Annotated in this window: 10 protein-coding genes and 1 tRNA gene; 5 read left to right on the top strand and 6 right to left on the bottom strand. The window is 61.5% G+C overall.

Going from position 1 to position 16,129, the window contains the following annotated elements:
- Position 1: 1 nt before the first annotated feature.
- Positions 2-1,450, bottom strand: coding sequence for an IMP dehydrogenase (guaB, locus tag CFI11_RS11185; protein WP_130405936.1), 1,449 nt, complete (start codon positions 1,448-1,450; stop codon positions 2-4).
- A gap of 272 nt (positions 1,451-1,722) precedes the next feature.
- Here guaB and CFI11_RS11180 point away from each other — a divergent pair, with 272 nt between their 5' ends.
- The 4 genes from CFI11_RS11180 (at position 1,723) to CFI11_RS11165 (ending at position 6,286) form a co-directional block, all read left to right on the top strand.
- On the top strand, positions 1,723-3,771 hold the full coding sequence (locus tag CFI11_RS11180) for an ASKHA domain-containing protein (RefSeq protein ID WP_130405934.1): 2,049 nt from the start codon (positions 1,723-1,725) through the stop codon (positions 3,769-3,771).
- Between the two features lie 9 nt (positions 3,772-3,780).
- Entirely contained in the window at positions 3,781-4,614 is an 834-nt protein-coding gene (locus CFI11_RS11175; RefSeq protein WP_130405932.1) for a class I SAM-dependent methyltransferase, read from the top strand.
- Positions 4,615-4,730: 116 nt separating this feature from the next.
- Positions 4,731-4,804, top strand: a tRNA-Gly gene (locus CFI11_RS11170).
- 429 nt (positions 4,805-5,233) lie between these two features.
- Positions 5,234-6,286, top strand: a complete 1,053-nt coding sequence (locus CFI11_RS11165; protein ID WP_165390240.1) for a hypothetical protein — start codon at positions 5,234-5,236, stop codon at positions 6,284-6,286.
- A 477-nt stretch (positions 6,287-6,763) separates the two neighbouring features.
- Here CFI11_RS11165 and CFI11_RS11160 read toward each other — a convergent pair whose 3' ends face one another.
- The 5 genes from CFI11_RS11160 to CFI11_RS11140 form a co-directional block, all read right to left on the bottom strand.
- Complete coding sequence (locus CFI11_RS11160; RefSeq protein WP_130405928.1) at positions 6,764-8,383, bottom strand: long-chain-fatty-acid--CoA ligase; 1,620 nt, start codon at positions 8,381-8,383, stop codon at positions 6,764-6,766.
- A 226-nt stretch (positions 8,384-8,609) separates the two neighbouring features.
- Positions 8,610-10,223: a glucose-6-phosphate isomerase gene (gene pgi, locus CFI11_RS11155; RefSeq protein WP_130405926.1), complete on the bottom strand. Its 1,614-nt coding sequence runs from the start codon at positions 10,221-10,223 to the stop codon at positions 8,610-8,612.
- A gap of 7 nt (positions 10,224-10,230) precedes the next feature.
- Positions 10,231-10,899: a 6-phosphogluconolactonase gene (gene pgl / locus CFI11_RS11150; protein ID WP_130405924.1), complete on the bottom strand. Its 669-nt coding sequence runs from the start codon at positions 10,897-10,899 to the stop codon at positions 10,231-10,233.
- Positions 10,896-12,359 (bottom strand): glucose-6-phosphate dehydrogenase, encoded by a 1,464-nt coding sequence (gene zwf / locus CFI11_RS11145; RefSeq protein ID WP_130405922.1) that lies wholly within the window; start codon positions 12,357-12,359, stop codon positions 10,896-10,898. The genes pgl and zwf overlap by 4 nt, the downstream gene beginning before the upstream one ends.
- A 170-nt stretch (positions 12,360-12,529) precedes the next feature.
- A complete protein-coding gene (locus CFI11_RS11140; protein WP_130405920.1) occupies positions 12,530-12,799 on the bottom strand; it encodes an usg protein in 270 nt (89 codons plus the stop codon).
- A gap of 229 nt (positions 12,800-13,028) precedes the next feature.
- Between CFI11_RS11140 and gyrA the strand changes: the two genes are divergently transcribed.
- A complete protein-coding gene (gene gyrA, locus CFI11_RS11135) occupies positions 13,029-15,728 on the top strand; it encodes a DNA gyrase subunit A (RefSeq protein WP_130409997.1) in 2,700 nt (899 codons plus the stop codon).
- Positions 15,729-16,129: the final 401 nt, after the last annotated feature.

The following is a 16,129-nucleotide window of genomic DNA, read 5'->3' as shown; positions in this document are numbered from 1 at the left end:
CCTACATCACCCGGTAATTCGGGCTTTCGCGGGTGATTTGCACGTCATGCACGTGGCTCTCCTTCAGGCCCGCTCCGGTAATCTTCACAAAGCTGCATTGCGTGCGCATGTCCTTGACGGTCGCGCATCCGGTATAGCCCATCGCCGCCCTCAGACCGCCGACAAGCTGGTGGATCACCGTGCCCGCGCTCCCCTTGTACGGCACCTGCCCTTCGATGCCCTCGGGCACCAGCTTGTCACTGGCCGCATCTTTCTGGAAATACCGATCCGCAGAGCCCCTGGCCATCGCGCCAAGCGAGCCCATGCCACGATAGCTTTTAAAGCTACGGCCTTGATAAAGAATGACTTCTCCGGGCGACTCGTCGGTTCCCGCGATCATGCTGCCGACCATCGCGCAAGAGGCGCCCGCCGCAATCGCCTTGGCAAAATCGCCCGAAAACTTGATGCCGCCATCGGCGATGACCGGCACGTCCCCGGCCGCCGCCGCGCAATCCATGATCGCCGTCAGTTGCGGCACGCCAACGCCCGCCACCATGCGGGTCGTGCAGATGCTGCCGGGCCCGATCCCGACCTTCACCGCATCCGCGCCCGCCCCGACCAAGGCGCGCACCGCCTCTGCCGTGGCCACGTTCCCCGCGACCACCTGCACCTCGTTCGACAATGTCTTGGCCCGGCGCACCGCCTCTGCCACACCCTCGGAATGGCCATGCGCGGTGTCGATGACGATCATGTCCACTCCGGCATCCACCAGGGCCTCGGAGCGTTCAAAGCCCGCATCTCCGACCGTTGTCGCGGCCGCGACCCGCAACCGGCCCAGATGGTCCTTGCACGCCGTGGGGTTCAACACCGCCTGTTCGGTATCCTTCAATGTCAACAGACCCGTCAGGCGACCGCTGCCATCTGTCACCAGCAGCTTTTCGATGCGGCGTTCCTTCATCAGGCTGATGGCCTCATCCCGGTCTGCCGGTTCGTGCAGGATGGCGAGGTTCTCGCTGGTCATCATCTTCGACACCGGTGTCCGGTCGTCGCTGGCAAACCGCATATCGCGGTTTGTCACGATCCCCACGACCCGGCCGTCATCCTCGATCACGGGAAATCCGGTCACATTGTATCTGGCCTGCAGCGCCTTGGCATCGGCGAGGGTTTCGTGGGCCTTCAGCGTGATCGGATTGTAAACGATGCCGCTTTCGAACCGTTTCACCCTGCGGATCTCACGGGCCTGCGCTTCGATATCGAGGTTGCGGTGCACCACCCCCATCCCGCCCGCTTGGGCCATTGCGATGGCCATGCGCCCTTCCGTCACCGTGTCCATGGCCGAACTCAGAAGCGGGATGTTCATCGCGATGTTGCGGGTCACATGTGTCCGTGTATCGGCGGTCGACGGCAGGACCGAGGACGCAGCGGGCACCAGCAAAACATCATCAAATGTGAGAGCCTCGCGAATCTGCATGTGATATCTCCTGCAACAGCGCGTTTGGCGGCCACCCTATCGCATGGATAGCGCCCGGGTGAAAGCCCCCTACTACATGTTCCGCACATCGCGGCTTTGACCAGACGCGTAGGCGCGCGAAAGGTACATCGCATGCCGCCTTCACGGTTCAGACAAGGTCGTCGCACTCCGCGCGATGACGCAGGCATTGCAGGAATTGCCGCGGGCCGGCTTTCTCATTATCTCGTTCTCACTATCTTGCCCGTCAGAGACATCCAAAGGCAGCCAATCTCATGAGCACCGATCCCCTTGTCGTTTTCACACCTTCGGGCAAGCGCGGCCATTTTCCGGTCGGCACACCGATCCTGACGGCCGCGCGACAACTCGGCGTGGATCTCGACAGCGTCTGCGGGGGTCGTGGGATCTGTTCTAAATGCCAGATCACGCCCAGCTATGGCGAGTTTCCGAAACATGGCGTGACCGTGGCCGAAACCGCGCTGTCCGAATGGAACGCGGTCGAGCAGCGCTATGACGACAAGCGGGGCCTGAAACCGGGTCGGCGCCTTGGCTGCCAGGCGACGGTGCAGGGTGATGTGGTGATCGATGTGCCGCCTGAAAGCCAAGTGCATAAACAGGTCGTTCGCAAGGCCGCAACCGCGCGGGCCATCACGATGGACCCGGCCACGCGCATTTACTTTGTCACGGTTGAAGAGCCTGACATGCATTCCCCGACCGGCGATCTTGAACGACTGGCCCGCGCGCTTGAGACGCAATGGGACATCGCCGAAATCTCTGCGGACCTTACGCTGCTCACCAAGCTTCAACCGGTCTTGCGCAAAGGCAAATGGGAGGTGACCGTCGCTCTGCATACGCCAAGGGATGCGGGCCCCGCGCAGGTGATCGAAATCTGGCCCGGTCTTCATGAAGGCGGGCTTTATGGCCTTGCCATCGACCTCGGCTCCACCACGATCGCCGCCCATCTGACCGATCTGGAAACCGGCGCTGTTCTGGCATCCTCGGGGCTGATGAACCCGCAGATCCGCTTTGGCGAGGATCTGATGAGCCGGGTGAGCTATGCCATGATGAACCCCGGTGGCGACCGCGAGATGACATCGGCCGTGCGGGACGCCATCAACGAACTCACGACAGCGATCGCTGCAGAGGGTGACATCGACCCGGCGCTGATCGTGGAAACCGTCTTTGTATGCAATCCGGTTATGCACCATCTCCTGCTGGGTATCGACCCGGTCGAATTGGGACAGGCGCCCTTTGCACTGGCAACGTCCGAAGCGATCTCGGTACCGGCCAAAGCGCTTGATCTTTCGGCGCAAAACCCGCGTGCGCAGGTCTACATCCTGCCCTGTATCGCTGGCCATGTGGGGGCCGATGCGGCAGCGGTTGCGCTGTCTGAGGAGCCGGGAAAATCCGAAGATCTGGTTCTGATGGTCGATGTCGGCACCAATGCCGAAATCCTGCTCGGCAATACATCACGCGTGCTCGCCTGCTCTTCGCCGACGGGTCCGGCCTTCGAAGGCGCACAGATCAGTTCAGGACAGCGCGCCGCCCCGGGCGCCATCGAGCGGATCGAGATCGACGTCGCCACGAAAGAGCCCCGGTTCCGGGTGATCGGTTCCGACCTGTGGTCCGATGAGGACGGCTTTGCCGCCGCGACGTCGGTGACGGGCATCACCGGCATCTGCGGGTCCGGCATTATCGAAGCCGTGGCAGAGATGCGCATGGCGGGCCTTCTGGATGAAAGCGGGCTGATCGGATCGGCGGCGCAGACCGGCACCGACCGGTGCGTCCCGGATGGCCGCACGCATTCTTACGTCATTCACGACGCGCGCGCCGAGGGCGGTCCCCGGATCACCGTCACCCAAGGTGACATTCGCGCCATCCAGCTTGCGAAATCCGCGCTCTATGCCGGCGCGCGCCTGTTGATGGATGAAATGGGTGTGGAGCGGGTCGACCGCGTGGTCCTCGCCGGCGCCTTTGGGGCGCATATCTCGCCCAAACACGCGATGGTGCTGGGCATGATCCCCGATGCACCGCTGGACAAGGTCAGCTCCGCCGGAAACGCAGCCGGCACGGGCGCCCGTATCGCATTGTGCAACCGCGCCGCCCGGCGGGAGATCGAAGCGGTGGTGCAACAGATCACCAAGGTGGAAACCGCGATCGAGCCCAAGTTCCAAGAGCATTTCGTTGCGGCCAATGCGATCCCGCACAAGACAGACCCGTTTCCCGAACTTGCCAAGATTGCCCCCCTGCCCCAGGTGGCGTTCAACACCGGCACGTCCGAGCCCGGCGCGCGGGGCCGGCGCAAGAGACGTCGGGCCGGTTAGGAGAGTGATATGACCGTCAATGCCGATCAGCGTGCATTCTGGACCGAAAAGGCCGCGCCCAAATGGATCGCGCATCAGGAGATTTTCGACGCCGCCTTTGATCCTGTCCTCGACCTGCTCTTTCAGCAGGCCGATCTGTCAGACGGGGATGCCGTTCTGGATATCGGATGTGGCGCGGGACACAGCACCTTGCGTGCGGCAGAGCATGTCGCGCCGCACGGGTCTGTCCTGGGCGCGGACATTTCAGACGCGTTGCTCAACCGCGCACGTGAACGGGCGGCCAAGAGACCGGATCACGAAATCGCATTTCAGTTGGGCGATGCGCAGATCGACAGCTTCGAGGGTGAGCACTTTGATCATCTCATTTCTCGTTTTGGCGTGATGTTTTTCGACGATTCCGTGGCTGCGTTTCGCAACATGAGCAAAGCCCTCAAACCCGGCGCGCGCGTGACGCTGGCCTGTTGGGGCGAAATACCTGAAAACCCGTTCTTCACCACGCCCAACCGCATTGCGGTGGCCCGGCTTGGCCAGCCCCCGAAATCGGATCGCGACGCGCCGGGACCCTTTGCGTTCCGCAACATCGACCGGGTCTGCGCCATCCTGACCGAGGCGGGTTTGATCGATGTCGCGGGAGAGGCGCATCAGGTGACGTTGGGCCAGGCTGTGAACATAGAGGATCTGGCACAGACCCTTACCGTAATCGGCCCGGCGGCAAATGCGCTGGAGTTCTTCGACGGCAGCGCAACCGACGCCGCCGCCATTGCCAAAGAGATCGCAGAGGCGTTTGGAACAAAGGGTATTCCGTCACAGATCAACATCTTCCGGGCTTCCAAACCCCTTTGACCGGACCCGCGGGATTGGCAGAGCAGTCGCCCAGGTTCAATCCAGCAAACCGACCTGGGGCTGCGAGACCGCGATTGACCTGGTGCCCTCCTTTGGATATCCGCTCTCTCCAGAGCGCGGGTATGGTGAAAAGGTATCACGCGAGCTTCCCAAGCTTAAGTTACGGGTTCGATTCCCGTTACCCGCTCCATCACAAACGCCCCCTAAAGCCATGTATAAATAAAGTATTTCTCGGTAATGTGTGGGGCATCTTGCTACTGAGCGGACCTGCCGGTGAAGGTAAATCCGGAACGTCGGATATGGTTTTAACCACGACCCTTGCGGCCCGACCGGAAAGGTTTACCGCTGCATTTACACAGAAAGGCGGCTCGCGTCGCATCGTCAGCGGCACGGATGTCCCAAGCTGTATGCCTCGCCAGTGTCTGCCGTCACGTCATAAATTCCGCCACCTCTGGCTGCGCGTTGACACCGTCAGGCGGCATCATTTAGGTGGTTTTTGCGAATATCAGGGTGGCTGATCAACCTTAACGTGTATAGGCTAACCGCCATCCGCGAATTGAACAATCTGCCTCTCAGCGACGCCGCCTTTGTCTCTGCTCCAGTTTCAGGCGCCTATGCGATGACCAAGACAAGTGTTCTTACCGGAAGGCACGCAGGTGGCTTGACGCCGCCTTTCGGCACCATTGTGGCCAATGGGTTTGTTCTTATCCTGCTCGCTGTCGTTTGGATGTTTTGCTGGAGCAATATCAGCGCGCGGGCCGATACGGTCGAGGCCCAAAGACTGATGTTCCAGTTTCAAAAGGCACGGATGAACAAGCTGGTTCTGCATCAGCCTAATCTGGTGACCTTTCTGTCCGGAGCGGGATCGGGCCGGTTGAATGCTGATGTTACGGACAATCGTGGCACTCTGACCTTCTCCAGTGGTGTGGAGCGGCGCCTGTGGGCACGGATGAACGGACGGTGGGGCGAAGCCGGTCAACGCAAGGACAAATACGGCTTCGGCGCAATCGGACTTCATGCCCTTGTGAGACCCACCCTGATCGTTGGCGGTATGATCGAGGCCGATTACCTGTCCCAAGCGACCGCCGCATCCGACAGAGAGGGCACAGGCGTGATGGCGGGGCCCTATATCCTGGTCCGAAGCGCCGATCATCCGCTGTTTTTCGAGGGGCGCTTTTTGCACGGGAAGACGTCTGACACTATCCGGCTTTCGGATGACGGCACGGGGCAGCCAGAGACCCGGCGCGCCCTCGCGCAACTGAAGATGTCGGGCGAACTGCGTTACGGCATAACAACCCTGCTTCCCAGCATCCTGTGGTCATACGCCAAGGAAGATGTGTTGCAGCCCAAGCAACGCTCGTTTCCGAGGTTGGGCAGTCGTTTGCATCAGATCAAGATGGGATTGGACTTTCGGCACACGCTGCGCGAGATGAATGGCGCCCCTTTTGTGCTAAAAGGCGGCGGCACATTTTCGAGCACCTCGAACCACGGCTATGGAAGCAACGTGGGGGTGACGGCGAACCAACGCAACGATCGCGGGCGGCTCAACCTCGGCATCAGTTATTTGACGCAAGCGGGTGGAACGGTGGTCATCGACAGCTTTGTAAATAACCTCGGTGCGCCGGCGCCTCGGAATTATGGCGTGAAAGCCGCGTTCGGCATCCGGTTTTAGGAGTGCGACCGTCTTCGACTTCGCCCAAAAAAGGGACGGCCTGAACCGCCTGGCAATGCCCTTCGAGATCTGCACATCATCCCGAACGGGAACGCCTCGGACGTCCTGGCCAAATCTCAACGTGATTTCCGCCGCTCTGGCGCGGATCGTGATGTTGTTACGCCGGAGTTTGCGCCCAAGGCATCCCCGGCAGCATGTGATCCGGGGGCCGGACATATCGCAGAACGGCAATGATCGCGGCGCCCGGCGAACGTAGGCGCCCGCGATCCGCTAAGTGGCATAAACGTTGTCCCGCTGGCGGAGGGCGTGATAGATCCCTGGCCCAGCCCGCTCAGGTGACGCTGCACCACCTGAACGGAACCGGCTGCTGCCACCGGGTCACCGGAGAGGCTCATCCGAGCCGCGTTCGCGTTCCTTTAGGAGGAAGCGACGCCCAACGCCCCGACTGATCCCGGCCCGGCGGTGAAGCGTGTGGTCCTAGCCGGTCAGCAGATCGCCATAGGTCTCCCTGAGGTTCCGCTTGAGCACCTTGCCCGTGGCATTGCGCGGCAGGACATCCATGAAGACCACCCGGTCCGGTTTCTGCCAGGTCGCGATCTTTCCATCGTAATAGGACAGCAGCTCTTCCTCGGTGGGGCTTTCGCCGTCCCCCGCAACAGCCACCAGAACCGGACGCTCGTCCCATTTGGGATGCGCCACCCCGACCACCGCCGCATCAGCGAGTTTGGGATGACCGATGGCAATATTCTCCAGCTCGACCGAACTGATCCATTCCCCGCCCGATTTGATGATGTCCTTCGACCGGTCCTTGATGGTCATGAAGCCGTCTTCGTCCAGGGTCGCCACGTCGCCGGTATTGAACCATCCGTCCTCAAGCGTCTGGGTATCCTCCATCCGGAAATAGCTGTCGAGCACCCAGTGTCCGCGGACCAGCAGATCGCCCTGCGACTGGCCGTCGGCTGGCAAGGCCGCGCCGGTGTCGTCCACGATCTTCAGTTCGACGCCAAAGGGCGGACGCCCCTGGTTCTCTCTCAGGCGATGCTGATCTTCGACTGGCAGGTCACGGTGTTTGGCCAGGGGTTTATTGACCGATCCCAGCGGGCTCATCTCGCTCATCCCCCAGGCATGGATCGTGTCCACGCCATATTGCTCACGGAACTGGGCGATCATCGAGGGCGGACAGGCCGACCCGCCCACCACCGTGCGCGTCAGGGTTTCCAGCTTGCTGCCCGCCGCCTTGGCATGACCCAAGAGACCCAGCCAGATCGTCGGCACGCCCAATGCGATGGTCACACGGTGCTGGTCAATCAGGTTGACCAGGCTTTCGCCGTCCAAATTCGGCCCCGGCATGACCAGCCGTGCCCCCACCATCGCAGCACAATAGGGAACGCCCCAGGCATTGACGTGAAACATCGGCACGACCGGCAACACGACGTCTGCAGCGCCCAAGGCGAGCGTGTCTTTCTGATTGGCCACCAGCGAATGCAAAAGCGTCGAACGATGGGAATAAAGCACGCCTTTCGGGTTGCCCGTGGTTCCTGACGTATAACAGAGGCTCGACGCTGTATTCTCGTCAAAGCTGGGCCACGCGTACTCGGGATCGCCGGTTTCCAGAAGCTCGTCGTAAAAGACCAGCCCCGGCACCTGCTCGGCCGCCGCCGGGTCGCGCGGCCCCATCAGCACGATGTGCTTGAGGTTCGGTAGATGCTCTTTCAGTTTCGCGGCAATCGGAAGAAACGTTTCATCAAGAAACAGCACCTGATCTTCGGCGTGATTGATGATGTAGATCAGTTGCTCCGGGAACAGTCTTGGATTGATCGTGTGGCAGACAAAGCCCGCGCCGGACGTGCCAAAATAGATCTCCAGGTGGCGCCTGTTGTTCCAGGCAATGGTGCCGCAGCGCGCTTGCGGCTCCAGTCCCAGCTTGGTCAGCGCCGAACCCAGACGCCGGGCATTGGCCTCGACCTGGCTCCAGTTCGTCGTTTCGACCCCCTCCTTGGTGTTGACCGACACGATCTCGGTCGCGCCATGGTATCTCGCGGCATGCTCAACCAGCGACGAAATCAGCAATGGAGCAGTCATCATCTGTCCCAGCATAACAGGTATCCTTCCCGTTGATCGGGCTTGGCGCCCGGTTCTCGTTCGTGTTTTGAAACATGGCCCGTCGTGACATGCACGACGTCTCCGGCCCGTCTCCTCCCACGGGCCAGCCTGCCAAGCCGCCTGGCGATTGGCAACCGGCTAAGTCGCTCTGCGAAACTCCGTTCCGCAGCGTCCAGCGCCTCCGCTCCCGATCAGGTTGATCGAAAGGCAGGTGACCCGGCTAGGGGGTCCCGCGCTGTCTGAGCACATAGTTCACAAGCGCCACGGTCGAGGCATCCTTGCCATCCGGTTCAGCCGTCCCATCAATCACGGGGCCCAGAGAGGTGGCCAATTCCTTGCCCAGCTCGACACCCCATTGATCGTAAGAGTTGATGTCGAGGATCACGCCTTCGACAAACACGCGGTGTTCGTAAAGGGCGATGATCTGGCCCAAAACATATGGAGTAAGCTTGGGATAGATCAGGGTCGTCGACGGCCGGTTCCCCGCAAAGACACGATGCTTAGCCTGGCGTTCCCGTTCCGCGCTCTCAAACCCCTTCTCCGTCATGCGGGCCTCGGCCTCCTCAAAGGACCGGCCGCGCAAAAGCGCCTCCGACTGGGCAAGACAATTGGCAACGAGCAGACGGTGATGATGAGCCAGCTCCGCTTCATGTCCCTCGGCGGCCACCATGAACTCGCAGGGGATAACCGATGTCCCCTGATGGATCAGCTGATAAAAGGCGTGCTGTCCGTTCGTGCCCGGCGCGCCCCAGACGACCGGCCCCGTCTCGCCCTCGACGGCGCTGCCATCCATGGCAACCGATTTACCATTCGATTCCATTTCAAGCTGCTGAAGGTAAAGCGGCAGGTATTCAAGGCGCTGATCGTAAGGCAGCACGGCCCGGGTCCCGTATCCGCAGACCTGGCGATGCCAGATCCCCACAAGCGCCAGCATGACCGGCAGGTTCTGGGCCCAGTCCGCGGTTTGGAAATGCCGGTCCATCCGCTCTCCGCCGCGCAGGAAGGCGTCGAAATCCTCGATGCCCACCGCAATCATCAGCGACAGGCCAATCGGACCCCACATGGAATAGCGCCCGCCTACCCAATCCTCGAACCCGAAAACGTGGTCTTCGGGGATGCCGAAGGACGCGGTTTTCTCCAGCGCCGTGGACAGTGCCGCCATCTGGCGCGCCGGATCGCCGCCACCCGCAACAAGCCAGGCCTTTGCCGTTTCGGCATTGGTCATCGTCTCGATCGTGGTGAACGTCTTGGACGCCACGATCAAAAGCGTGCGTTTCGGATCGAGCGTCCTGAGCGTATCCGCCACATGGGCGCCATCCACGTTCGACACGAAATGGCACCTTGGCCCGTCGTGATAGGGCGCCAGTGCCCGAACAGCCATGGCCGGGCCCAGATCCGACCCGCCGATCCCGATATTGACGACGTCCGTGAACGCACCGCCCGCGCCCTGCAGCGTTCCATCCCGGACCGATTGGGCAAAGCGCTGCATGCGGGCCAGCGTGTCTCTGACACCGGGCATGACGTCAAAGCCGTCAACGACCACCGCCCCTGCCCCGCTGTTGCGCAAGGCGGTGTGCAGAACCGCGCGGCCTTCCGTTTCATTGATCGCGGCACCCGCAAACATCGCATCCCTTCGCGCCGCCACGCCGGCCTTGTCGCAGAGTGCGATCAACGCGTTCCGTTCGGCCTCTGCGATGTTGGTCTTGGCATAGTCAAACCGCAGCTCCCCCAGCGTCACGCTGAAGCCGTCGGCGCGTGTCTCATCATCCTGAAACAGGTCAAGAATATGCCGGCCCTGAACATCGCGATGCAGCGCCTTGATATCATTCCACATTCGAAATCTACTCCGCCCAATGAATTGTCATGCCGGTCAGCACCGCGTTGATCGGTGCGGTCTCCGGCGGTAATGTCATCGCCCTTTCCAGTGCGGCGCGTTTGTCGTCGTCGAAGATCACCAGATGTTTGGACATCGCCCCCTCAAGGACAGACGCGCTGAGGGTCACGCGCAGCTCGGGCACCTGATCCGCCCGCTGGGCCAAAAGGATCGGCGCATCCGGCGCCAGGGCCCTCTCCAGTCCATCGGCGCCGGGAAAGAGCGACGCAGTGTGCATGTCGCTCCCCATGCCAAGCAGCAAAACCGAAAGAGGCATCTCCGCCTCAAGCGCCGATGCAAGCTCCGGCAAGACCGCATCCACATCGCCATCGGCATAAAGCGGGCAAAACCGGGCCGCGCGCGCATGATCCACAAGCAGACGCTGTTTGATCAGCCTTGCGTTCGACCTTTCGTCCGTTTCCGGGACCCACCTTTCATCCGTCGGCATGACATGCACACGGTCCCATTCCAGGTCCGCGCCGCACAAGGCGTCGAAGATCGGGCCGGGCGTGGTCCCGCCCGGCACCGCGAACGACGCGTGATCGTGATGCAAAAGACAGCTTTTCAATTCGCTTGCGAGCATGTTGGCCACGTCGATGGCCAACATCTCCCGATCCGCATATTCCACCAGGTTCACGGCTTGATCCCCCTCCAGGCCCGTCCGTCCCGGCGTAGAAGTTCATCGGCATCACCCGGCCCGATGCTAAAGCTGTCATAGGGCTTGGGCACGTCGCCGCGGGCCTTCCAGCCTGCGATGATCGGATCGGTCCAGGCCCAGGCGGCCTCCACCTCATCGCCGCGCATAAAGAGGGTCTGGTTGCCCCGGATCACATCCATGATCAGCCGTTCATAAGCATCGGGCGGATCCTCGCCCTCCGGCCCCAGCGCTTCGGCAAAGGTCATGTCAAGCGGTACATCGATCAGGCGCATCCCGCCCGGGCCCGGTTCCTTGATGGTCACGGCCAGCGTGATCCCCTCGTTCGGCTGCAGCCGGATGGACAGGATGTTCGGCCCCCCGCCCGCCTCCAGCCCGAAAATCGAATGGGGTGTTTTTTTGAACATTACGTTGATCACCGAAGATCGGGCCACCAGCCTTTTGCCCGTCCGCAAATAGAACGGCGTGCCCGTCCAGCGCCAATTGCTGATATGCGCCTTCAGCGCGACATAGCTTTCGGTCGTGCTGCGTGGATTGTTCACCGCCTCGCGATAGCCTTGATGCTCGGCATCGCCTGCGACCGCATCATATTGTCCCCGCACAATGTGATGCGGCAGCACACTATCTAGGGCGCGGATCACCTTGAGTTTCTCGTCACGCACCGCGTCCGGATCGAACTTTGCCGGTGGCTCCATCGCGATCAGGCACAAAAGCTGCATCAGGTGGTTCTGGATCATGTCGCGCATCGCACCCGCATGATCGTAATATTCGCCGCGCCCGCCGACCCCGACGGTTTCGGCAACCGTGATCTGGATATGATCCACGAACTGGCTGTTCCAAAGCGGCTCGAACAGCACGTTTCCGAACCGGACGGCCATCAGGTTCTGCACCGTCTCTTTGCCCAGATAATGGTCGATCCGGTACACTTGTTCTTCGACGAAATGCGCTGCGAGCGCCGTATTCAGCGCCTTTGCACTGTCGAGGTCATGGCCAAAGGGTTTTTCCACCACGATCCGGGTTTGGTCGTGGGTCAGGCCGTGATCGGTCAGCCGCTGGGCCAGATCGCCAAAGAGATCCGGCGAGACCGAGAAGTAGAAGGCCCGGATCCGCGGCTCGCCCAGCAAACTTGCAAGGTCTTCCCACCCCGCCTCGCCCCGGGCGTCGACCTGCACATAGTCCAGACGGTCCAGGAAACCGGCAACCGTTCCATCCTCGCAGGCCCGACCACCGCCGAACTCGCGCAGCGCTTCGGCGGCCATATCGCGGTAGTCATCGCGGCTCATATCGCTGCGCGCTGCACCGATCACCCGGGCGTCCGCGGGCATCTGCCCCGCGCAATATCGCCGAAACAGGGCCGGCAGGATCTTGCGCCGCGCCAGGTCACCCGTGCCGCCAAAGATGATCAGATCGAAAGGTTCGACCGGAATGACGCGCGAAACCATGAGCCTTGTCCTGTTACCGCTCCCATCGTGGCGGACCCTAGCGATGCTGCGCGCGCATAACAACCACGCAGTCCTTGAAATCGCGGGAATGGCGGTTGCCCCCTCACAGCCGGCTGCGTCTTGCCCAATCCGGCGGAGGACACACGCAAAGAAGGCGCGCTTGGTGCGGGCTAATGCAAGGTGAACTCGCCCGTTACGTTTCGCCACTCCCCGGGACCGATCATCTTGCGGTGGACGAACCGTACCGAATGCAGCGGCCCTTCGATCTCCCTCTGCCAGAAATCCACGAATTCAAACAGTTTGGGATGATCCGGCGCCAGATCATACTCCTGCCAGACAAAGGTGTTCAGCACGTGGATGTGGTCCGGCATCCGATAGAAAAACTCCGCCGTGGTCAGACCATAGCCCTTCAACATCAACTCTGTTTCGCTGCGCATCATACTGCCCTCTTTGCTTGTGATTGCTTTCATGCTTGCGCAGGACAGGTTACTTTTCAATGAAAACAGAGTGTTAGCACTTGGCGAACCTGGCTGCCAAGGTCACATCGCCTTGCCCATTGCACCTCATGTACCCGGTCTGATAGAAAGCCAACACAAGATATAGACCCTGCACAAAAAACGGGCGGCGGACGTGAGCGACACACCGGAAACACCTGAAAACACGGGCGAAATGCCCCCTGGACGGCCTGCCTATGACGGACCGACCGTCTCGATCGAGGCGGAGATGCGAACGTCCTATCTGGACTACGCGATGTCGGTCATCGTCTCGCGCGCGATCCCCGATCTGCGCGACGGGTTGAAGCCGGTGCATCGCCGGATCCTCTATGCGATGCACGAAACCGGCAACACGCATGACAAGGCATACCGCAAGTCGGCCCGACCGGTGGGCGATGTGATGGGTAAATACCACCCCCACGGGGACAGCGCGATTTATGACGCGCTGGTGCGCATGGCACAGGATTTCTCGATGTCGCTGCCGCTGCTGGACGGGCAAGGCAATTTCGGCTCGATGGATGGCGATAACCCTGCCGCGATGCGCTACACCGAAGTGCGCATGGACAAGCCCGCCGCCGCTCTGCTGGCCGATATCGAAAAAGAAACAGTCGATTTTCAGGACAATTACGACGGCAAGGACCAGGAACCGACGGTTCTGCCGGCGCGCTTTCCGAACATGCTGGTCAATGGCGCGGGCGGCATCGCCGTTGGGATGGCTACCAACATTCCACCCCACAACCTAGGCGAGGTTGTCGACGCCACGCTGGCCCTGATCGACGACCCGGACCTCAGCTCCGAGCAACTGATCGAATATGTCCCCGGCCCCGATTTTCCCACGGGCGGGATCATGCTGGGCCGGTCCGGCGCGCGGAAGGCCTATCTCGAAGGACGCGGCTCCGTCATCGTGCGGGCCAAGACCCGCACCGAGGAACTGCGTCGCGACAGGTGGGCCATCATCATCGACGAGATCCCCTATCAGGTGAACAAGGCCACCATGATCGAGCGGATCGCCGAGGCCGCAAGGGACAAAAAGATCGAAGGCATCGCCCACGTCCAGGACGAAAGCGACCGCAACGGGGTACGCGTGGTCATCGAACTCAAACGCGACGCCACGGCGGAGGTGGTGCTGAACCAGCTTTATCGCTTCACGCCCATGCAGACCTCTTTTGGCTGCAACATGCTGGCGTTGAACGGCGGCCGGCCCGAGCAACTGACCCTGCGCCGTTTCCTGACGTCGTTCATCGATTTCCGCGAGGAGGTTGTCACCCGTCGGACCGCCCATGACCTGCGCAAGGCGCGCGAACGCAGCCACATCCTGTGCGGTCTGGCCGTTGCGGTCTCGAACGTGGATGAGGTTGTCGCGACCATCCGCGCCTCTGCCGACGCTGCCGAGGCGCGCCGCAAGCTGATGGACCGGCGCTGGCCGGCCCAGGACATCGCCGACTACATCCGCCTGATCGATGATCCGACCCATAAGATCAACGAGGACGGCACCTATTATCTCAGCGAAACCCAAGCCCGCGCGATCCTTGAACTTCGCCTCCAGCGCCTGACCCAGATCGGCGTCAAAGAAGTCACGGACGAACTTGAAGAACTGGCTGCAAAGATCAAGGAATACTTGGAAATCCTGTCTTCTCGGGACCGCATCATGGGTATCATCGCGCACGAGCTGCGCGAGGTTCGAGAGCAATTCGCCGTGCCGCGCCGGACAGAGATCGTCGACTGGTCCGGCGACATGGAGGACGAAGACCTTATCGAGCGCGAGGATATGGTCGTCACCGTGACCTCGGGCGGATATATCAAGCGCACGCCGCTCGCTGATTTCCGGTCGCAACGGCGGGGCGGCAAGGGTGTCGCGGGCATGCAGACCAAGGAAGAGGATGTGATCACCACCCTCTTCGTGGCCAATACGCACACCCAGCTTTTGTTCTTCACCACCGATGGAATGGTCTACAAACTCAAGACCTGGCGCCTGCCACAGGGCGGCCGCACCGCGAAGGGCAAGGCGATCGTCAATATCCTGCCGATCCCGGCGGGTGTGTCGATTGCCGCCATCATGCCCGTGGACCGCGATGAAGAGGATTGGAGCGACCTTCAGATCGTCTTCGCCACATCCGCAGGCGACGTCCGGCGCAACGCGCTCAGCGATTTCACCAACGTCAAATCCAACGGCAAGATCGCGATGAAATTGCCCGACGGGATCGAATTGGTGAATGCGCGCATCTGTTCCGAAGAGGATGACGTGATGCTGGTGACCGACAGCGGTCGTGCGATCCGCTTTCCCACCACCGATGTGCGTATCTTCAAGGGGCGTGACAGTACCGGTGTCCGCGGCATCAAGCTGCTGAACGGGGACCGCGTCGTATCGATGTCCGTCATTCGCCACTTCGTCGCCACCGCCGAAGAACGGGTCGCCTATCTCAAGATGCGGCGGGCCGTGGCCGGGCTGGTCGACGATGGGGAGACCGACGAAGAAGACACGCCCATGGCCGAGGACTTCACCCAGGCCCGCTATGCCGAAATGTCGGCGGCGGAAAACCTGATCCTGACCATCACCGCGATGGGTATGGGCAAGCTCAGCTCGTCTCATGACTATCCCGTAAGGGGGCGCGGCGGCATGGGTGTGGCCGCGATGGACAAAGCCATGCGCGGCGGCGACGTGGTCGCCTCCTTCCCTGTGGAGATCGATGATCAGATCATGCTGGCCACGTCCAAGGGGCAATCCATCCGGGTTCCCGTCGACGGCATCTCGTTCCGGTCGCGCAGCGCAGGTGGCGTGCGGGTGTTCAACACCGGATCGGGCGAAGAGGTCGTCAGCGTTGCCTGGATCGCCGACCAGGGCGATGCCGGGACCGACGAGCCGGACGCCGAATAGCGACCCTCTGAAACGCCTGTCCAAACGCTGGACAGCGCCGATATGCGTCTTCCGGGCCGGCCCTTTGGGGTCGGCCCTGAGATTCGCGCCCGACGCGCAAACCATGCGGCAGGCCACCGGCACCCGTCTTCCAGTGATGCCAAATCGCCGCAGCGTGAAGCGTCAGACGGTACACATATCCATGCATGCCCCATCGCCTTTGTCTCGAATTGCATCAAGGGTGTAACGCCTGCTTTCAAAACCGGGCAGCCTTTGATGCCGATCCGCATCAAAGGCTATCAACAGGTTAACAACAGCGTTGCGCCCCGCTCGAAGATCGCGGATCAAGGAAAAAGATGACCCCGCGGAAAACAGCGGCTTCCCGCCGATAGCCATTCTGCGAATTGACAGCGGGAGGCCAT

The sequence above is a fragment of the Thalassococcus sp. S3 genome, from assembly GCF_004216475.1.
GTDB lineage: Bacteria > Pseudomonadota > Alphaproteobacteria > Rhodobacterales > Rhodobacteraceae.
This window is presented reverse-complemented; position numbering and strand designations above follow the sequence as displayed.